This window comes from Ruegeria sp. CF4 (assembly GCF_056537345.1).
In genome coordinates, this window is the sequence record NZ_JBQFRJ010000001.1 from 704,838 (window position 1) to 722,992 (window position 18,155).

The 18,155-nt window shown below is 58.3% G+C and carries 16 protein-coding genes and 3 tRNA genes; 8 read left to right on the plus strand and 11 right to left on the minus strand.

The window, feature by feature from the left end:
* Positions 1-85 precede the first annotated feature (85 nt).
* Positions 86-1,705 carry a long-chain-fatty-acid--CoA ligase gene (locus ACR0NF_RS03475; protein ID WP_480657503.1) on the plus strand — a complete coding sequence of 540 codons (1,620 nt, stop codon included), beginning with the start codon at positions 86-88 and terminating at the stop codon, positions 1,703-1,705.
* Positions 1,706-1,723: 18 nt separating this feature from the next.
* On the opposite strand, the gene ACR0NF_RS03480 is transcribed toward ACR0NF_RS03475, so the two are convergent.
* The 3 genes from ACR0NF_RS03480 to ACR0NF_RS03490 all read right to left on the minus strand — a co-directional run bounded on the left by ACR0NF_RS03480 (position 1,724) and on the right by ACR0NF_RS03490 (position 2,981).
* Positions 1,724-1,798, minus strand: a tRNA-Asn gene (locus ACR0NF_RS03480).
* A gap of 116 nt (positions 1,799-1,914) precedes the next feature.
* Positions 1,915-1,989: transfer RNA gene (locus ACR0NF_RS03485), tRNA-Asn, on the minus strand.
* Between the two features lie 77 nt (positions 1,990-2,066).
* Entirely contained in the window at positions 2,067-2,981 is a 915-nt protein-coding gene (locus ACR0NF_RS03490; protein WP_480777779.1) for an MBL fold metallo-hydrolase, read from the minus strand.
* Between the two features lie 44 nt (positions 2,982-3,025).
* Between ACR0NF_RS03490 and ACR0NF_RS03495 the strand changes: the two genes are divergently transcribed.
* On the plus strand, positions 3,026-4,345 hold the full coding sequence (locus ACR0NF_RS03495; RefSeq protein WP_480469684.1) for an ATP-binding protein: 1,320 nt from the start codon (positions 3,026-3,028) through the stop codon (positions 4,343-4,345).
* Between the two features lie 2 nt (positions 4,346-4,347).
* Here ACR0NF_RS03495 and ACR0NF_RS03500 read toward each other — a convergent pair.
* Positions 4,348-4,424, minus strand: a tRNA-Ile gene (locus ACR0NF_RS03500).
* Positions 4,425-4,531: 107 nt separating this feature from the next.
* Between ACR0NF_RS03500 and purM the strand changes: the two genes are divergently transcribed.
* The 3 genes from purM (at position 4,532) to rnd (ending at position 7,441) form a co-directional block, all read left to right on the plus strand.
* Positions 4,532-5,578 (plus strand): phosphoribosylformylglycinamidine cyclo-ligase, encoded by a 1,047-nt coding sequence (purM, locus tag ACR0NF_RS03505; RefSeq protein ID WP_480469685.1) that lies wholly within the window; start codon positions 4,532-4,534, stop codon positions 5,576-5,578.
* On the plus strand, positions 5,575-6,171 hold the full coding sequence (gene purN / locus ACR0NF_RS03510; protein ID WP_480469686.1) for a phosphoribosylglycinamide formyltransferase: 597 nt from the start codon (positions 5,575-5,577) through the stop codon (positions 6,169-6,171). The genes purM and purN overlap by 4 nt, the downstream gene beginning before the upstream one ends.
* Before the next feature lie 112 nt (positions 6,172-6,283).
* On the plus strand, positions 6,284-7,441 hold the full coding sequence (gene rnd / locus ACR0NF_RS03515; RefSeq protein ID WP_480777780.1) for a ribonuclease D: 1,158 nt from the start codon (positions 6,284-6,286) through the stop codon (positions 7,439-7,441).
* Here rnd and ACR0NF_RS03520 read toward each other — a convergent pair.
* Positions 7,438-7,962, minus strand: a complete 525-nt coding sequence (locus tag ACR0NF_RS03520) for a hypothetical protein (RefSeq protein ID WP_480469688.1) — start codon at positions 7,960-7,962, stop codon at positions 7,438-7,440. The two genes, rnd and ACR0NF_RS03520, sit on opposite strands and share 4 nt — an antisense overlap.
* Positions 7,963-8,102: 140 nt before the next feature.
* Here ACR0NF_RS03520 and ACR0NF_RS03525 point away from each other — a divergent pair, with 140 nt between their 5' ends.
* The gene (locus ACR0NF_RS03525; protein ID WP_480469689.1) at positions 8,103-8,513 is read left to right on the plus strand and encodes a SufE family protein; all 411 of its coding nucleotides are present in this window, start codon (positions 8,103-8,105) and stop codon (positions 8,511-8,513) included.
* A gap of 3 nt (positions 8,514-8,516) precedes the next feature.
* Here the strand turns inward: ACR0NF_RS03525 and ACR0NF_RS03530 are convergent, their stop codons facing one another.
* Positions 8,517-9,176 (minus strand): DUF1638 domain-containing protein, encoded by a 660-nt coding sequence (locus ACR0NF_RS03530; protein ID WP_480469690.1) that lies wholly within the window; start codon positions 9,174-9,176, stop codon positions 8,517-8,519.
* A 101-nt stretch (positions 9,177-9,277) separates the two neighbouring features.
* The gene (locus ACR0NF_RS03535; protein WP_480469691.1) at positions 9,278-9,976 is read right to left on the minus strand and encodes a corrinoid protein; all 699 of its coding nucleotides are present in this window, start codon (positions 9,974-9,976) and stop codon (positions 9,278-9,280) included.
* 318 nt (positions 9,977-10,294) lie between these two features.
* Here ACR0NF_RS03535 and ACR0NF_RS03540 point away from each other — a divergent pair, with 318 nt between their 5' ends.
* A complete protein-coding gene (locus ACR0NF_RS03540; RefSeq protein ID WP_480469692.1) occupies positions 10,295-11,362 on the plus strand; it encodes a PA0069 family radical SAM protein in 1,068 nt (355 codons plus the stop codon).
* A 6-nt stretch (positions 11,363-11,368) separates the two neighbouring features.
* Here the strand turns inward: ACR0NF_RS03540 and ACR0NF_RS03545 are convergent, their stop codons facing one another.
* The 3 genes from ACR0NF_RS03545 to gltX form a co-directional block, all read right to left on the minus strand.
* On the minus strand, positions 11,369-12,310 hold the full coding sequence (locus ACR0NF_RS03545; RefSeq protein ID WP_480469693.1) for an autotransporter outer membrane beta-barrel domain-containing protein: 942 nt from the start codon (positions 12,308-12,310) through the stop codon (positions 11,369-11,371).
* Between the two features lie 183 nt (positions 12,311-12,493).
* Positions 12,494-13,789, minus strand: coding sequence for a citrate synthase (gene gltA, locus ACR0NF_RS03550; RefSeq protein ID WP_480469694.1), 1,296 nt, complete (start codon positions 13,787-13,789; stop codon positions 12,494-12,496).
* Between the two features lie 121 nt (positions 13,790-13,910).
* A complete protein-coding gene (gene gltX / locus ACR0NF_RS03555; RefSeq protein WP_480777781.1) occupies positions 13,911-15,311 on the minus strand; it encodes a glutamate--tRNA ligase in 1,401 nt (466 codons plus the stop codon).
* A gap of 78 nt (positions 15,312-15,389) precedes the next feature.
* Between gltX and ACR0NF_RS03560 the strand changes: the two genes are divergently transcribed.
* Positions 15,390-17,417, plus strand: a complete 2,028-nt coding sequence (locus ACR0NF_RS03560) for a ComEC/Rec2 family competence protein (RefSeq protein WP_480777782.1) — start codon at positions 15,390-15,392, stop codon at positions 17,415-17,417.
* Here ACR0NF_RS03560 and lexA read toward each other — a convergent pair.
* On the minus strand, positions 17,411-18,109 hold the full coding sequence (lexA, locus tag ACR0NF_RS03565; RefSeq protein WP_480777963.1) for a transcriptional repressor LexA: 699 nt from the start codon (positions 18,107-18,109) through the stop codon (positions 17,411-17,413). The genes ACR0NF_RS03560 and lexA overlap by 7 nt on opposite strands.
* Positions 18,110-18,155: the final 46 nt, after the last annotated feature.

Genomic DNA, 18,155 nt, shown 5'->3' on the forward strand with positions numbered 1-18,155 from the left:
CTTATTGTCAGACAATTGAATTCTTGGCAGGGTTGCTGCCAAGAGACTAAGGCGCGGCCAAGCGCTGACGATGGGAGGAATGTCCATGCTGGGACAGATGATGACGCAGCCTTTGCTGATTTCGTCGCTGATTGATCACGCCGAACGCTATCACGGCCAGACCGAGATTATCTCGGTCGAAACCGACGGAACCGTAACCGAGACCAACTGGGCGGGCATTGCGCAGAATGCGCGACGGATGGCCTCGGCGCTTGTGAAGCTGGGGCTGCAGCCGCAGGATCGCGTGGGTACACTGGCTTGGAACAACCGCCGCCACCTAGAGATCTACTATGCCGTATCCGGTGCCGGCTTCGTCTGCCACACGATCAATCCGCGCCTGTTTCCGGAACAGCTGACTTATATCATTAACCATGCGCAGGACCGGGTCCTGTTTTTTGATGCAACCTTCCTGCCGTTGGTATCTGCTCTGCAAGAACATCTGACCGAGGTGCAGCATTTCGTTCTGATGGGCGCGCGCGATGAGGCCGCGCTGTCTCAGGTGCCGGGGCTGGTTTTCTATGATGAGCTGATAGAAACCGGGGATGCGGATTTTGCGTGGCCCAGCTTTGACGAAAATACTGCCTCCAGCCTGTGCTACACGTCGGGTACGACAGGTAATCCCAAGGGGGTTCTCTATTCGCACCGGTCCACATTGCTGCATAGCTTTGCGTCAAATACGCGCGATGTGATCGGCTATTCTGCCATGGATGTGGTGATGCCGGTGGTGCCGATGTTCCACGTCAATGCCTGGGGGTCCCCTTACGCCAGCGCGATGTCTGGCTCGCGCATGGTGATGCCAGGGCCTGATCTGCATGGCGAAGCGCTGGTCAACCTGATCGACACCTTCGGAGTGACACTGGCGATGGGCGTGCCGACCATCTGGCAGGGCCTGCTGGCCCACGCCGCGAAATGTGGAACGAAGCTGGAAAGTCTCAATCGCACTGTGATCGGTGGTGCCGCATGTCCACCCTCGATGATCGAAACCTTCCGCGAGACCTATGGCGTAGACACCGTTCACGCCTGGGGGATGAGTGAAATGAGCCCTCTGGGCACCACAAACTATCCCATGGCCAAACATCTGGAGATGCCCATCGAAGCGCAGCACAAGTTGCGTGAGAATCAGGGCCGCCCACCCTTTGGGGTAGAACTGAAGATCGTCGACGATGACGGCAATGATCTTCCTCATGACGGTGAAACTCAGGGTGATCTGATGGTGCGCGGTCACTGGGTGCTGGATAGTTACTTCCACATGCAGGATGAAGCCCTGCTGCAGGATGGCTGGTTCGCGACGGGCGATGTGGCGACGCTGGATCCGGACGGATACATGACGATCCGCGACCGGTCGAAGGACATCATCAAATCAGGCGGCGAATGGATTAGCTCTGTCGAGTTGGAGAATATCGCCGTCGCGCACCCTCAGCTGGCAACTGCTGCCGTCGTAGGCGTGCCGCATCCGAAATGGGATGAACGTCCGCTGTTGGTGGCCGTGAAGGCCGAAGGCGAAGAGCCGACCGAGCAGGATTTATTAGCATTCTTTGACGGTAAAATCGCCAAATGGCAGGTGCCGGACAAGGTTGTGTTTGTCGACGCTTTGCCCCTGAACGCGACCGGAAAGGTCCTGAAACGCACATTGCGTGCGGATTTCAGCGATGCGCTGATAGGGTAAGTGCCAGTTTGGGAAGAATGGCTCCGGCGGTAGGGATCGAACCTACGACCAATTGATTAACAGTCAACTGCTCTACCGCTGAGCTACGCCGGAACGGTTCGCGCCGTATAGCAACCTGTATCTGCGCCGTCCAGAGGGCGTTGGAGTTTTTTCGACGAAAAAACTTGCCAGTGGCAAACGATGCAAATCTAGCTGATTTTGGGAAGATTTGGCTCCGGCGGTAGGGATCGAACCTACGACCAATTGATTAACAGTCAACTGCTCTACCGCTGAGCTACGCCGGAACTGAGGGGCGTATAACAACAGCAATTTTCGCCGTCCAGAGAGGAAGTGCATAGCTGACGAAAAATTTTTTGCGAGCTCATACGAGACGCCTGAAACGCGCACCGGCAGACAGGTCACCCTGGGGCGCAACGCGGGATTTGCCGGTCAGATCGACCAGATGGGCGAACACATTGCGCTCAGCCGCGGGAAGCAGTGCTTTTGGGGTTTCGACGTAGATCTGCTCAGCCAGCCCCTGAGCCGTCGCGGGGCCTTGCGACAACGCATCAAGAATCTGAGTTTCTCTTTGCAATCTGTGTTCAATCAGCCAATCCAGACGTTCGGCGGGGTTTGTGATCGGCGCTCCATGACCTGAGTGGAAAACCGACCAGTTGCGCGCGCGCAGGCGACGGCAAGCAGCCATGAAATCCGTCAGGTCTCCATCCGGAGGGGAAACCAAGGAACTGGCCCAACCCATGACATGATCCGCTGTGAAACAGATATCGCCCCAGGCAAACGCGATGTGATTGCCCAGATGACCTGGCGTATGGATGACTTCCAGCTCCCAGCTGTCGGTCGCGATCACCTCACCATCTTCAAGTTCGACATCAGGGCGGAAATCGGTATCGATTCCCTCTCCACCACCTGCAAGACCATTTTGCGCCAGCTGCGTCATGACGGCGCTGCGTCCTGCCTGAGGCCCTCCGAGGGCGAGAATCGGAGCGCCTGTGTGTGCCGATAACGGGGCGGCTAGCGGAGAGTGGTCCAGATGGGTGTGGGTGACAAAGATATGGCTGATCCGCTGCCCCGGTTTCAGGGCAGCCAGGATTGCGTCGAGATGGGCATCGCTCAGCGGACCGGGGTCGATCACCGCGATGTCTTTATCCCCCAGAAGATAAGTGTTTGTCCCGCGATAGGTCATCGGAGATGGGTTGGGCGCGAGCAATCGGCTCAGGCCCGGCGAAAGCTCATGAATCTGTCCGGGAGTTGGGTTGAAATCGTCGGGAGCCTGCATCGTGACCTCTTCCTCTTACCCGGGCGGCCCGCTAGGTTTAGCGCATGTCGACGCAATGGCTCAAACCCTATATGCCGCGCAGCCTATATGCGCGTGCAGCGCTGATCCTGGTGCTGCCGGTCATTGTTGTCTTGTTGGTTGTTTCCATTGCCTTTCTGCAGAAACACCTCGAGGAAGTCACGGCACAGATGACCCGCGCCGCCGCGCGTGAGGTCATGCTGGTGCTGGATCTCATGCAGGGGACGGAGACCCAGCAACAAGCGTTGGCTGCGGCGCGCACGGAGCTGTCGGTTCTGGATATGAGGGCCCGGTTTCTGCCTTTAAACGAGGAACCGCAGAGTGAATCGCGCCGATGGTACGATTTCATCGCGCCGCAGGTGGACACCGAGATGCGCGCCCTGATCCCCGAACTCCAGGAAATCGCATTGCCCGACGGCAATGAGGTTCGTCTGTATCTGGCGACCGATCTTGGAACGCTTGAATTGAGTTTTGATCGTCGGCGTCTGTCGCCCACCGCCCCGCATCAGTTGATCGTGACGATGGTGTTCTTTGCAGGTTTGATGACCTCAATCTCTTTCCTCTATATGCGCAATCAGCTGCGCCCGATCACCCGGCTTGCCGATGCGGCTCAGGCGTTTGGACGTGGCCGTGTCGTGCCTTATACGCCCGGCGGCGCGATCGAGGTGCGGGCAGCAGGAAGCGCGTTTGTCGATATGCGCGCCCGGATTGAGCGGCAGATCGAACAGCGCACGCTTATGCTGTCTGGGGTCAGCCATGATCTGCGAACTCCGCTTACCCGGCTCAAACTGGGGCTGTCGCTGTTGCCAGAGGATGAAGCGGCACCACTGCAGAAGGACGTCGATGAAATGCAGTCGCTGCTGGATGCGTTCCTTGAGTTCTCGCGAGGAGCTGCAGAAAGCGCACCCGAAGCAGTCGACCCCGAAACCTGGTTGAGTCAGATCGTCGATGATGCGCAGCGGGCCGGGCAGCAGGTCGAGCTGGTATCTGTCGAAGGGCAGGGCTGTGCAATGTTACGCCCAACAGCCATGCGTCGGGCTGTTGAAAATCTGATCGGAAACGCGATCCGTTATGGAAACAAAGCCGAAGTCAGCCTGCACATGACACCAAAGTCGCTGCGGATCAGGGTCGAGGATGACGGCCCCGGCATTCCGGCCGAACAACGTACAGAAGCGGTGAAACCCTTTACCCGACTCGATCCTGCACGAAATCAGAATCAGGGCAGCGGCGTTGGCCTTGGCCTTGCCATCGTGGCCGATATCGCACGCGTTCATGGTGGTACTCTGCGGTTGGGCAGCAGCAAAAAATTGGGTGGGCTTTGTGCGGATATCGTGATTGGGCGGTGATTTGGTAGGCCCGGCAGGACTTGAACCCGCAACCAAAGCGTTATGAGCGCTCTGCTCTAACCAATTGAGCTACAGGCCCGCCATGTCGCCTTGGGTATCACGATCAGCCCCCGCGTCAAGCCTGACCGTTGCAACATGTTGCACAATAGAATAACCCGCGCGCAAAGCACTCATGAGGGATTGGCCATGACAGCGGGCAAGAACGGAATCACCTACGCCGATGCGGGTGTCGATATCGATGCAGGGAACGCTCTGGTCGACCGAATCAAGCCTGCAGCCAAGCGGACCAATCGCTCGGGCGTAATGAGCGGGCTGGGTGGATTTGGTGCTCTGTTCGACCTCAAGGCGGCAGGGTACGAAGATCCGATCTTGGTCGGCGCAACCGATGGTGTTGGCACCAAACTGCGGATTGCAATCGACACCGGCGTTGTTGATGGCGTTGGCATCGATCTGGTGGCCATGTGCGTCAACGATCTGATCTGTCAGGGGGCCGAGCCGCTGTTCTTCCTTGATTATTTTGCCACCGGAAAACTCGATACAGACACTGCCGCGCGCATCATCGAAGGTATCGCCGAAGGTTGCGTTCAGTCCGGGTGTGCTCTCATTGGTGGCGAAACAGCCGAAATGCCGGGCATGTATCCGGATGGCGATTTCGATCTGGCCGGGTTCTCGGTCGGTGCGATGGAACGGGGCACAGCGCTGCCGGAAGGCGTGCAGCAGGGGGATGTTCTGCTGGGCTTGGCCTCGAACGGGGTGCATTCCAACGGCTATTCTCTGGTGCGCAAGCTGGTCGAGATTTCGGGACTGGGCTGGGATGCCGCTTCACCCTTCGGCGACGGGACGCTGGGCGAGGCGCTGCTGACTCCAACGCGGCTTTACGTTCAGCCTGCGCTGCAGGCGCTCCGGGCAGGGGGCGTACATGCGTTGGCTCATATCACAGGCGGTGGCCTGACCGAAAACCTGCCGCGCGTGCTGCCCGAAGACCTTGGGGCCGAGGTCGATCTGGACGCATGGGAATTGCCCGCGGTCTTCAACTGGATGGCGGAAACTGGCGGGATTGCCGAGGCAGAAATGCTCAAGACCTTCAACTGCGGCATCGGCATGATCGTGGTCTGCGCAGCGGACCAGGCCGAGGGGCTGGAGGCTCTGCTGGCTGACGCAGGCGAAACCGTCTCGCGAATCGGCATCGTCACTGACGCGCCGGGTGTCGCCTATTCGGGCAAGCTGCTGTGAGCCATAAACGCGTCGCCATCCTGATTTCCGGGGGCGGCTCGAACATGCTGTCACTGGTCGACAGCATGACTGGTGATCATCCGGCGCGCCCCTGTCTGGTCTTGTCTAACGATGCCGAGGCAGGTGGCCTGAAAAAAGCGGCTGAACGGGGCATCCCGACGGCTGCGGTTGATCACCGCCCCTTTGGCAAGGACCGAACCGCGTTCGAGGCTGAATTGTTGAAACCTCTGCTTGAGGCCGAGCCTGATATCGTCTGCCTTGCCGGGTTCATGCGGGTTTTGACCGGGGATTTCGTTTCGCGGTTTCAGGGACGCATGCTGAATATTCACCCGTCGCTGCTGCCCAAATACAAGGGACTGAACACCCATGCGCGTGCGATCGAGGCTGGTGATACCGAACATGGTTGCACCGTCCACGAAGTGACGGCCGCACTGGATGATGGCCCGATTCTGGGGCAGGCCTGCGTAGGGATCGAACCCGGCGACACACCTGAAACCCTCGCCGCGCGTGTGCTGACATGGGAACATAAACTCTATCCAGCAGTGTTGCAGAGGTATTCTCTGGGCAACACCGACCCGGTTCTTTTGCCCTGACCCACACGGGTGATTTACACGCGCCGATTATTCGTCTTATGGTCGCATATCGCTCGGGATGAGGACAAAACGGGCAGCAACAAAAACCATAAAAGCAAGAACACAACGGCGCATGAAAACCCTGACAACGACGCAAGAGCTGGCCGCTTTCTGCACGGCCGCTGCGGACCATCCCTACGTCACCGTGGATACAGAGTTTCTGCGCGAACGAACCTATTATTCCAAGCTGTGCCTCGTACAGCTTGCGGTGCCTTCAGATGATGAAGACAGTGCGGTGCTGGTCGATCCTTTGGCCGATGGCATGTCGCTGGACCCGTTGTACGAACTGTTCCGCAACGAGAACGTAGTCAAAGTCTTTCATGCGGCTCGTCAGGACCTTGAGATTTTCTGGGTTGATGCCGGTGTTTTGCCGACCCCTCTGTTTGACACTCAGGTGGCGGCTATGGTTTGCGGCTTCGGCGAGCAGGTGGGGTATGAGACCCTTGTACGCAAGATCTGCAAGGAAGGCGTCGACAAGACCTCTCGGTTCACGGACTGGTCGCGTCGCCCGTTGAGCGATGCGCAAAAGTCCTATGCGCTGGCGGACGTGACCCATTTGCGGCGCATCTATGAATACCTCGCGGCCGAGTTGGAGAAGACCCGGCGAGATCATTGGGTTGCCGAAGAGTTGCGCATTCTGACCCGCTCTGAAACCTATGATATCCGCCCTGAGGAGGCTTGGCGGCGGGTCAAAACACGCACAAACTCGGCCAAATTTCTGGCAGTTGTGCGGGAACTGGCAGAGTTCCGCGAAGCCTATGCGCAGGAAAACAACGTTCCGCGCAGTCGGGTGTTCAAAGATGATGCGCTGATCGAGATGGCCTCGATCAAGCCGAAATCATCTTCGGATCTGGGTGGTTCGCGTATGCTGTTGCGCGAGGCACGCAAGGGTCCGATAGCGGACGGGATTCTGGCAGCGGTGAAGCGGGGCGTGAACTGCCCGCCGGACCAATTGCCGAAGGTGGATAACAGCCGCGACAAGTTGAAGGTCAATCCGGCTTTGGCCGATTTGTTGCGCGTGCTTCTGAAGTCCAAGACAGAAAGCGCAGGTGTGGCCGCGAAACTGATCGCTTCCAGCGCTGATCTGGATCAGATCGCTGCCGGTGAACGTGAAGTACCTGCACTATCTGGCTGGCGGTTCGAGGTGTTCGGCGAAGACGCCCTGAAACTGTGCGACGGCAAGATCGCCTTGGCGGCTAAAGGGCAGGCGGTGCGTGTGGTTTCGCTTTAGCGGCGGCGGGATTCCAGCGCGTTCTGCGCACCTTTGACCCGAACCAACCGGATGCCTTCCAGCTCCTGCGTGCTGACGGTGACAGCCTCAGAGACCATACGCGACCGCACATTGCCCTGAACTGTGGCGTATTCTGGGTAATCCACGCGGAAAGTGAATTCCATCACGCCATTTTTGCTCAACTCTTCTGACCGGACCCGCGCCAACTGAGCGTTGAACGCCCCCTGACGGATCGCTGTGCCTGCGGCATAGATAATGGCACCTGTCGGGGTGGGATCGATGCGGAGTTCATCAATGATGGCGATCGGCACACTGTTATCCTCGGCCTCGGGTCGGGCAAACAAGCCGCTGCCATCGCTTTGCTCGGGGACGAGGGCGTTTGCATCATCGACCGAGTACTCCACTGGAGCCGGGGTGCTGTTGCCAAACCAGTTCGACGGGTTCACTCGGGAATCGCGCCATCCGCTGCACGCGGACAGAAACATCGAGGCGACCAGAAGAACAGACAGAGTTTTGTGCATGGACCCAACACTTTGCGCAACTTTACCACCATCGGGTTAACGCAAATTCAGCGGCTTGAAAAGGCACGCTAGGGGCTGGACAGCGGGGAAAGCTGGACATAGTTCACATTTGTGATCGCTCAACGCAAGGACAGCCCATCATGGCCACGCCAGCCTTTGAAGAAATTGCCGAAGATTTCGAGTTCCTGGAAGACTGGGAAGATCGCTATCGCCATGTGATCGAACAGGGCAAAGCGATGGAGCCTCTGGACGAAGCGTTCAAAGTACCTGCCACCAAAGTGACCGGTTGCGCCAGTCAGGTTTGGTTGCATCCAACCATAGAGGACGGCCGGTTCCGTTTCGACGGAGACAGCGACGCGCTGATCGTACGCGGCCTCATTGCAGTGCTGCGCACGCTCTACAATGGCTTGCCGGTGGCCGAGGTGCCTAAGGTGGACGCGGGTGGAGAGTTGGCGCGGCTGGGCCTGCACGATCACCTGTCGGCGCAACGTTCGAACGGTTTGCGGGCGATGATTGAGCGTATTCGCGAGGTTGCGTTAGCGAGCGCCTGACGATCAGCCGCGCGCGGCCCATTCTGACAAAGTGACCTCCAGATCGCCATAACCGGTCAGGCGGCGCTCGAACTCAAGGCCCATGCGGTCGGCACAATCCTGTGCGCGGCGTGTCAGTTCAGGATCGTCGGTCTGCGCCTGATAAACGAGTTTGGTGTAGTTGCCGAAATACATGTCCCGCAGTTCTGGATGGCGGTCCAGCCCGAGGGGTTTCCAGACGAAAGCATCGAATTGCCGGGCCAGAAAGTCGGTCAGATAAAATGCGGTGGTTTCGTCGTCGCTATGGGCGGCAAACGCCGCATTGCCTTCAAAGAAAGAATAGCAATGGGGACCATTGATCATCTCGACGCCTAGTTTTTTGCACGCAGCCTGAAGCAGTCCGCCGGTGCCGCAATCGGCATAGACAATAAATATATGGTCGTAGTTGTCGCGATGTTTGGCAACGGCGTCTTCGACCGCCTGTGTGATCTTCTCAGGAAAGACGTGCAGAATCGCCGGCAGACAGGTCAGCGCGATGTGATCCCAGCCATTGCGTTCTTTTAGGTCCAGAATCTCGCGCGCCAGTGCGCCGCAGGCAATCAGCAGAATGGATTCGGCTGCACGCGTTGTGGCATAGCCCTGACGAGTCAGGCTCTCATCATCTGGCAGGGGGGTATCGGTCATCTGAACGCGCCTCCGGGGCTGATATTGATATAGGTACGCATCGCCAGAACGAAAAAGGCCGCCCCTGATTGGACGGCCTGTCTCACAGCATGGTCTGTGCCTCAGCCGGCCAGTTGATTGTGCCTGCGTGACATGAAGTCTTTGGCCATTTCCACGGCTACAGCAGCATCACGGCAGTAACCGTCTGCACCGATGGCCTTTCCGAATTCTTCGTTCAGCGGAGCACCGCCGACCAGTACCACGTATTCTTCACGCAGACCCTGCTCGACCATCGTGTCGATCACGACCTTCATGTAGGGCATGGTGGTCGTCAGCAGAGCCGACATGCCCAGAATGTCGGGCTTTTCGTTTTCCAGCGCTTCCAGGTAGTTCTCGACCGGGTTGTTGATGCCGAGATCCACAACTTCGAACCCTGCGCCTTCCATCATCATCGCAACAAGGTTTTTGCCGATGTCATGGATGTCGCCCTTGACGGTGCCGATGACCATCTTGCCGACACGCGGCGCGCCTGTTTCGGCCAGCAGGGGCTTCAGGATTGACATGCCGCCTTTCATGGCGTTGGCGGCCAGAAGCACTTCGGGAACGAACAGGATGCCGTCGCGGAAGTCGTGCCCCACGATGGTCATGCCACCGACGAGGGCTTTGGTCAGGATGTCGTAAGGCTGCCACCCGCGTTCCAGCAGGATATTCACACCTTCTTCGATTTCCTCTTTCAGGCCGTCATACAGGTCATCGAACATCTGTTCGACAAGTTCGTCGTCGTTGAGTTCGGACAGGATGATGTCTTCTTCGTCGGACATGGGGCATTTCCCTGAGCTTGGCGGGCGCTCGGCCCGTGGTGGCATTTTTTTTGTTTTGGCCATTTCGTCGCAGTTCTACTGTGACGATTGCGACCTCGGCGGATACGGGACCGACCTATAGGTCGAATTATCACGGTCAGCGAGGTAATTTTTTGCAAGATCATCCTGCAGCTTTCTCATCTTCTGCGTCAGGCTGATGTTTTTTGTCGAATTTTCTGGCCGGTTTGGACGCTCGCCAGGCCGATATGCTCGGAATCAAGCACTTGTCAGTGTTTGGAGTTTCGACTAAATCTGAAATAAAGAACAAAGAGAGAACATATGCCAGCCCAACCAAAGCGTTCGGGGCGCGGGGCCGCTTCCAATGCCACGGGCCGGTTTGAGCGTTTTACAACCGAAACAACAGATGATGGCTGGGACTTGCCAGAGGACCTGCCCCCCCTGCGTACCGAAGTCAGGGATGAGATCGCGCACACGTTTATCACCTATAACAAGTCCCCGGATTTGCCCTTTGATTGCTCTATCAACCCGTACCGAGGATGCGAACATGGCTGTGTTTACTGTTTTGCCCGCCCGACGCATGCCTATCTCGGCTTGTCACCCGGGTTGGATTTCGAAACACGTCTGATCGCCCGTCCAAACGCGGCGGAAATCCTCAGGCGAGAGCTGTCTACGCGCAGATACAAAGTGGCGACGATTGCGCTTGGAACCAACACCGATCCATACCAGCCGATTGAGAAAAACCGCGAGATAACAAGAGAGTGTTTGAGGGTTCTGAGTGAATTTCATCACCCTGTGGGGATCGTAACCAAAGGTGCTCTGGTTGAGCGTGATCTGGATATTCTTGCCCCCATGGCGCGCAAGAATCTGGTGCGTGTCGGTATTTCTTTGACCACGCTTGATCCATCCCTGTCGCGCAAGATGGAACCGCGCGCACCGTCACCGCTGCGCCGGTTGCGTATGATCCAGAGATTGACCGAAGCCGGCGTGCCGGTGCGCGTCATGACCTCTCCGATTGTGCCGGGGCTGACCGATCACGAGCTAGAGCATTTGCTTGAGGCCGGTCAGGAAGCTGGTGCAGATGCCGCCAGCTGGATCATGCTGCGACTGCCCCGCGAAGTCTCGGCTTTGTGGCAGGAATGGTTGGATCTGCATGAACCGGGCAGAGCGGCGAAAGTTATGGAGCGATTGCGCGAAATGCACGGGGGCAGGGACTATGACCCGCGATGGGGGCACAGGATGCGAGGAGAGGGGACCTATGCCCAGATGATCGCTCAGCGTTTCAAAGCGGCCTGCAAAAGGCTGGGGCTCGCGATCAGAACACCGCCGCTCAGCACCGATCACTTCAGGCCCCCGCCGCAGCCCGGAGATCAACTTACGTTGTTCTGAAACGTGTCAAAAGCTGATCCCAAGCCCCACGGTGAAGCCATTCACCGTATCACTACCGTAGTACCGGACCATCAGCCGGGTGGTGGTGACCCAAGGCACCCACGTGTCTGAAAGATCGACCTCGATCCCGCCGCCAACGCGCGCCAACCAATCGGTGCCGAGCACAATCGATTGATCACCGATAAGATAAGAGAGGGACAGATCGCCGACCCAGCGCACAGGCCGTCCGAACATGCGTTTGCCACTGGGGAAACGATATCGGGTCCACAGAACGGCATTGGCTGCGGTCGATTGAATCAGAAGGTCTTCATCATCACCGATGGGCCAATATTCGATATGCGTATAACGCAGGCTGGCTTCAAACTCGCGATCATTTTCAAGCGGCAAATCATAATCGACGGTCAGGGATCCACCTGCACCCCCGGCCCACAATCCTCCGCTTTCGACGAAGTCGCGGTCCAGGCCCAGCCGGTTGGCTATAACTTGCGCCCCGACAGACGCATCGGATTGTGTGCGTCCAATCGAGATGTGCGCCATTGGTGTGAGTTTCCAGCGTTCGCCCAGGTCGAACTGGTACCCGACGCCACCCGTGACGGCGAGACTGGTCCATTTCAACGGAAGGGTCGTGGTGTTGCCCGTGTCGCTGAAAGTGAAGACCGGATCATACCGGGCATAACCGATATATCCTTCAAGATAGAGCGGGATGCCTTCGCTCAAGCGGAACCCTCCACCCAATTGCGCCGATTTAAAGTCGTACTCGCGATTGTCCGTGTTGGATTGCAGTGAAATCGCACTGGCTGAGTCATCCGGGATTCCTGCCAGGCTGAGAACCGCAAGCGAGCCTGCCGCGTATTCGCGCTGTACATCATTAAAGGCGTCTTCCAGCGGTGTCTGTGCGACGGCGGGTAGGCCGATTAACAGGAAAAAAAAGATAATAATGTTACGCATAAGGCCGTATGTCTGAGGAAAATTTCCGTGCGACACTAAGCTCAGCCTTGTTGTCTGCAAAGCTATGGCAAGGCTCCTCGCGCGGATTTCGCACCGGAGACTACATTTCGGTAACACCAAAAGACAAAGCCCCGGAGAACCGGGGCCTTGCTATGGGAACGTCCGATGGACACCACAGAAGAGTTAGCGGTTTTCGATATCCACATAATCCCGCATTGTTTCACCCAGATACAGCTGGCGCGGGCGGCCGATCTTGTTCTGAGGATCGGCAATCATCTCTTTCCACTGACTGACCCAGCCAACGGTGCGCGAAAGCGCGAAGATCGGGGTGAACATCGAGGTCGGGAAGCCCATCGCCTCAAGGATGATGCCCGAATAGAAGTCGACATTCGGGAACAGCTTCTTCTCGGCGAAATAGGGATCTTCCAGCGCCTCGCGCTCAAGTTCCTTCGCGACTTGCAGCTTGGGGTTGTCTTCAACACCAAGCAGATCCAGCACCTCGTCGGCGGACTGCTTCATCACCTTCGCGCGCGGGTCGAAGTTCTTGTAGACCCGGTGGCCAAAACCCATCAGGCGGAACGGATCGTTTTTGTCTTTGGCGCGCGCAATGTATTCCGGAATGCGATCGACGGTGCCGATTTCTTCCAGCATCTCAAGGCAGGCTTGGTTGGCGCCACCATGGGCCGGGCCCCAGAGGCAGGCGATACCGGCAGCGATACAGGCAAATGGGTTCGCACCCGATGACGAAGCCAGACGCACGGTCGAGGTCGATGCGTTCTGTTCATGATCGGCGTGCAAGGTGAAGATGCGATCCATCGCGCGGCTGAGGATCGGATTGACCTCATATTCCTCGGCTGGAACGCTGAAACACATCCGCAGGAAGTTCGACGCATAGTCCAGATCGTTGCGCGGATACACAAAGGGCTGACCGGTGTGATATTTGTAGGCCCAGGCCGCGATGGTTGGCATCTTGGCGATCAGGCGGTGCGAGGCGACCTCGCGCTGATGCGGGTCCGCGATGTCGGTCGAGTCGTGATAGAACGCGGACATCGCGCCAACCACGCCAACCATGATGGCCATCGGATGGGCGTCACGGCGGAAGCCGCGGTAGAAATACTGCATCTGCTCGTGCAGCATTGTGTGGCGGGTGATCGTGGTTTCGAACTTTTCCAGATCCTTGGACGCCGGAAGCTCTCCGTACAGCAGCAGATAGCAGACTTCGAGGAAATGCGATTTCTCAGCCAGTTGATCGATCGGGTAACCGCGGTGCAGCAATTCGCCCTTTTCGCCGTCGATATAGGTGATCGTGCTGTCGCAGCTGGCGGTCGAGGTAAAGCCGGGGTCGTAAGTGAACACATCAGCCTGGCTATAAAGCTTGCGGATGTCGATGACATCTGGGCCAGCGGTGGGTGAGTGTACCGGCAGCTCATAGGTGTTGCCATGGACAGTCAGGGTGGCTGTTTTTTGGCTCTCAGTCATGTGTATCCCTTCTTCATTCATGCGCATGTCGGTTCGCTGTCCGACCAAACGGGCAACGGCTGCGCGCAGTCGCGCAGTCCGGGTCTTAACGGAGCAGCGTTACCCGAATGTGAAACCGGGATCAGGTCGCTGCATCAGAAAGCCGCGCCAGGGTTTCATCCCGCCCAAGCACAAGCATCATGTCAAATACCGAAGGTGTGACCGCCCGACCTGCCAGCACCGCACGCAGCGGACCCGCCAGTTTGCCGAACTTAACCCCTTTCGCTTCTGCGAAGGAATTCAGGGCCTCCTCCAGTTCGTTCCGAGACCAGCTAACATTTTGCAGCTGCGGCGTCAATTCTTCCAGTATACCGTCGGATACCGTCGATAGCGCCTTTGCCGCCTTCTCATCGGGGGTGATGGGGCGTGAGGTGAGTGCAAATTGAGCTTTTTCAATGAGTTCCGGGAATGTCCGGGCTCGATCCTTGAGGCAATACATCGCACGTTCCAGATCACCGGATTGTGCATGGGTGAGAGCAGGCAGGCCCGCAGCCACCAGATAGGCTTCGATTTCTTGCCGCAGTGCAGCATCATCCGAGATGGCGATGTGCTGACCGCAAAGGTTTTCCAGCTTTTTCAGATCGAACCGTGCAGGGCTTTTGCCAATCCCATCCAGATCGAACCACTCCTGCGCCTGCGCGTCGGTGAAGAATTCATCATCGCCATGGCTCCAGCCCAGGCGGGCCAGATAGTTACGCATACCAGCGGCAGGGTAGCCCATCGCCTGATATTCCTGCGCGCCAAGTGCGCCATGGCGTTTCGACAGCTTCTTCCCGTCCGGACCGTGAATCAGCGGAATATGCGCCCAGACCGGAACGTCCCAATCCATCGCCTCATAGATCATCATCTGCCGGGCCGCGTTGTTGAGGTGATCATCCCCCCGGATCACATGGGTCACGCCCATATCATGATCGTCCACTACAACGGCCAGCATATAGACCGGTGTGCCATCCGAACGCAGCAGGATCATGTCGTCGAGCTGATCGTTGCGAATGGTCACGTCGCCCTGCACCTGATCGCGGATCACGGTGCTTCCGTCTTGCGGCGCTTTGATGCGGATCGCAAAGGGCGCATCCGGATGGGTCGATTCATCTGCATTGCGCCATGGGCTCCGGAACAGGGTCGATTTACCCTCGGCGCGTGCCTGTTCTCGAAACGCTGCGATTTCGTCCTGCGTCGAGAAACACTTGTAGGCTTTGTCCTCGGCCAGAAGCTGATGCGCCACCTCGGCATGACGATTGGCCCCTTCGAACTGGCTGATGACCTCGCCATCGTGGTCCAGACCCAGCCACTCCATGCCTTTCAGAATCGCGGCTGTCGCCTCAGGGGTCGAGCGTTCGCGGTCGGTATCTTCAATCCGCAGCAGGAACTTGCCACCACGACCCCGCGCATAGAGCCAGTTGAACAAAGCGGTGCGCGCGCCACCGATGTGAAGAAATCCGGTGGGAGAGGGGGCAAAACGGGTGACGACCTGATCGGACATTGTGTGGATTAACCTTTTGGTAACCGTAGCGAGCATAGTTTGGCGACTATCTACCCAGCCCGAAGGACGGGGGCAACCATGCGTGTTCTGGCACGGGCCGAGGCCGCGTTACTGACCCAACGTGGGTATCTGTTTCCATGGGCTCCGGTTTGCCTGGCGGGTGGGATTGGTTGGTATTTCTGCCTTAAGTTCGAACCGGACGCTGCGCTTTATGTTGCCGTGACGGTTCTGGCATTGGTCAGCGCGGTCGCCGCCCGGTGGATGCGGGCGGCCTGGGCGCCGCTGGCGACCGGTGTTGCCCTTGTGGCGGCAGGGTTTCTGCTTGCGGGTGCGCGGGCACACACCGTTGCAGAGCCGGTCTTGCAATGGCGCTATTATGGCCCGGTCGAGGGGAGGGTCGTGGCGCTGGACCGCTCTGCGTCGGACGCGCCGCGGGTTACTCTTGATCAGGTGCGGATCGGGGACGTTCCTGCGGATCAGAGGCCCCGGCGCGTCCGGCTTTCGTTACATGGCGATTCTACGCATTTGTCGCCGGGGCAGAGGGTAATGACCACTGCACATCTCTCGCCACCGCAAGGTCCGGTCGAACCCGGTGGTTTCGATTTCCGCCGCCATGCGTGGTTTCAGCGACTGGGCGCAGTCGGCTACACTCGGGTACCTGTTCTGACGATCGCGCCTGCTGACCAGGGCGTTGAAGGCGTCCTGGTCACCGCATGGCGTATGGCAATTTCGGATCACGTGCGCTCGGTGCTGCCCGGCGAGGTCGGTGGTTTCGCCGCTGCCGTTACCACAGGTGACCGAAGTGGGATGGATCAGGCCGCGCTGGACAGGCTGCGCGCTTCGAACCTGGCGCATCTACTGGCGATCTCTGGGCTGCATATGGGGTTGTTGACAGGGTTTGTCTTTGTGGCCTGCCGCATGGGGCTGTCGTGCATTCCCTCTGTTGCTTTGCGCTTGCCTGTCCGCAAACTCGCCTCGATTTGCGCGCTGTGTTCCGCGACGATCTATTTGTTCCTGTCCGGCGGAAACGTCGCGACCGAGCGCGCCTTTGTGATGGTCTGCGTCATGTTGGGTGCTGTGCTTCTGGATCGCCGCGCGATCTCGCTGCGCGGAGTGGCAGTTGCTGCATTGATCGTCATGGTTCTGCGGCCCGAGACGCTGCTGAGCCCGGGATTTCAGATGTCTTTTGCGGCCACTACAGCGCTTGTGGCCGTGTTCGGTGCCTTGCGCGACCATGGTCATCTGCCCGGGCCCAAATGGCTGGGGCCGATCTGGGCGGTGTTGATATCATCGGGCGTTGCCGGGTTGGCGACAGCCCCGATCGGAGCGGCGCATTTTAATACGCTGTCGCATTACGGTCTGGTGGCAAATCTTCTTTCGGTTCCGATGATGGGCAGTCTGGTCGTCCCGGCGGCGGTTATCGCGGCGTTGCTGGCGCCGTTTGGGTTGGACGGCATAGCGCTGCATGTCATGGGGTTGGGATTGCAGTGGATACTGGCCGTGGCAGATTGGGTCTCAAATCTGGATGGCGCACAGAGTCACATATCCAACCCACCGGATTTTGCGTTGCCGGTTCTTTCAGGTGCGCTGCTGTGGCTCTTCCTGTGGCAGGGGCGCGTGCGTTGGCTGGGTGTTATTCCGGCGTGTTTTGCTTTGGCGATGTGGGGGCAGGGATACCGGCCTGACGCTCTTATAGCCGAAACAGGAGGCCTTGTCGGGGTGATGACCGAACAAGGCCGTGCTTTGAGCAAAGAGAAGGGTGGCGGCTTTGTCGCTTCGGTCTGGTTGGAGAATGACGGAGATTCCGCTGATCAGCCAAAAGCGGCAGGGCGTTGGCCAAATGCCTCGCGCGGCGTTCAGCGTTATTTGATTGGAGATAAAGAACTTGTGCACCTCACCAGAAAGCGTGCAGCGCTTGCATTTGATGAATGCGAGAGCGGGCAAATCGTGGTGGCTCCGGTTTCACTGGAGCTGAGAGGGGATTGCATTTTCTATGACCCAAACAAGCTGCACGAAACGGGGAGTCTGGCGCTTTCGAACGGACGACTGCTTAGCAGTGCCGAGGTGACGGGCGACCGGCTCTGGTCGCCCAGTACCCATCAGTAACTGCGGATCAGGCCAACCAGTCGGCCCTGAACCTTGACTTTGTCTTCGGGCAGGACGCGCGTCTCATATGCGGGGTTTGCAGCTTCAAGCGCAATGGCCTGACCCCGGCGGAAGAAACGTTTCAACGTGGCCTCCTGATCTTCGACCAGCGCCACCACGATGTCACCATTGTCGGCGGCTGAGGTTTCGCGGATCACCACTACGTCGCCATCATTGATGCCCGCGTCGATCATCGAATCTCCCCGCACTTCAAGCGCGTAGTGTTCACCGTGACCTGAAACCATCGTGCCCGGCACCGCGACCCTGTGCGAAACATGGCTGATGGCTTCAATCGGCACACCGGCGGCAATCCGGCCCATGACCGGGAGTTCCATTGCGTCGATCGTAACGGGTTCGAAATTGGCCGGGCGCGGACCTTCCGGGCGATCCCCTTCGATCACGCGCGGTTTGAACGCAGCGGTCGGCTCTCCACCAAGGCTTTCGGGAAGCTTGACAATCTCGATCGCGCGGGCCCGGTGGGCGAGGCGGCGGATAAAGCCACGCTCCTCCAACGCAGTTATCAGACGGTGGATACCGGATTTCGACCGCAAATCCAGCGCAGCTTTCATCTCATCAAAACTGGGCGGAACACCGTCCGCCTGCACGCGTTTATGGATGAATTCCAGCAAATCCAATTGCTTCTTGGTCAGCATCGCTCGCACCTCATCGTTCATGCGTTTTCTTTTGTTCTACGCATGT

What these genes read in the sequence shown, in the direction of transcription:
- gltA (WP_480469694.1), bottom strand. Translation starts at nt 13,789, where the DNA reads ATGACTGAGAGCCAAAAAACAGCCACCCTGACTGTCCATGGCAACACC.
- lexA (WP_480777963.1), bottom strand. Translation starts at nt 18,109, where the DNA reads ATGCTGACCAAGAAGCAATTGGATTTGCTGGAATTCATCCATAAACGC.
- ACR0NF_RS03530 (WP_480469690.1), bottom strand. Translation starts at nt 9,176, where the DNA reads ATGACCGATACCCCCCTGCCAGATGATGAGAGCCTGACTCGTCAGGGC.
- ACR0NF_RS03535 (WP_480469691.1), bottom strand. Translation starts at nt 9,976, where the DNA reads ATGTCCGACGAAGAAGACATCATCCTGTCCGAACTCAACGACGACGAA.
- ACR0NF_RS03540 (WP_480469692.1), top strand. Translation starts at nt 10,295, where the DNA reads ATGCCAGCCCAACCAAAGCGTTCGGGGCGCGGGGCCGCTTCCAATGCC.
- ACR0NF_RS03520 (WP_480469688.1), bottom strand. Translation starts at nt 7,962, where the DNA reads ATGCACAAAACTCTGTCTGTTCTTCTGGTCGCCTCGATGTTTCTGTCC.
- rnd (WP_480777780.1), top strand. Translation starts at nt 6,284, where the DNA reads ATGAAAACCCTGACAACGACGCAAGAGCTGGCCGCTTTCTGCACGGCC.
- purM (WP_480469685.1), top strand. Translation starts at nt 4,532, where the DNA reads ATGACAGCGGGCAAGAACGGAATCACCTACGCCGATGCGGGTGTCGAT.
- ACR0NF_RS03560 (WP_480777782.1), top strand. Translation starts at nt 15,390, where the DNA reads ATGCGTGTTCTGGCACGGGCCGAGGCCGCGTTACTGACCCAACGTGGG.
- ACR0NF_RS03475 (WP_480657503.1), top strand. Translation starts at nt 86, where the DNA reads ATGCTGGGACAGATGATGACGCAGCCTTTGCTGATTTCGTCGCTGATT.
- gltX (WP_480777781.1), bottom strand. Translation starts at nt 15,311, where the DNA reads ATGTCCGATCAGGTCGTCACCCGTTTTGCCCCCTCTCCCACCGGATTT.
- ACR0NF_RS03495 (WP_480469684.1), top strand. Translation starts at nt 3,026, where the DNA reads ATGTCGACGCAATGGCTCAAACCCTATATGCCGCGCAGCCTATATGCG.
- ACR0NF_RS03525 (WP_480469689.1), top strand. Translation starts at nt 8,103, where the DNA reads ATGGCCACGCCAGCCTTTGAAGAAATTGCCGAAGATTTCGAGTTCCTG.
- ACR0NF_RS03545 (WP_480469693.1), bottom strand. Translation starts at nt 12,310, where the DNA reads ATGCGTAACATTATTATCTTTTTTTTCCTGTTAATCGGCCTACCCGCC.
- ACR0NF_RS03490 (WP_480777779.1), bottom strand. Translation starts at nt 2,981, where the DNA reads ATGCAGGCTCCCGACGATTTCAACCCAACTCCCGGACAGATTCATGAG.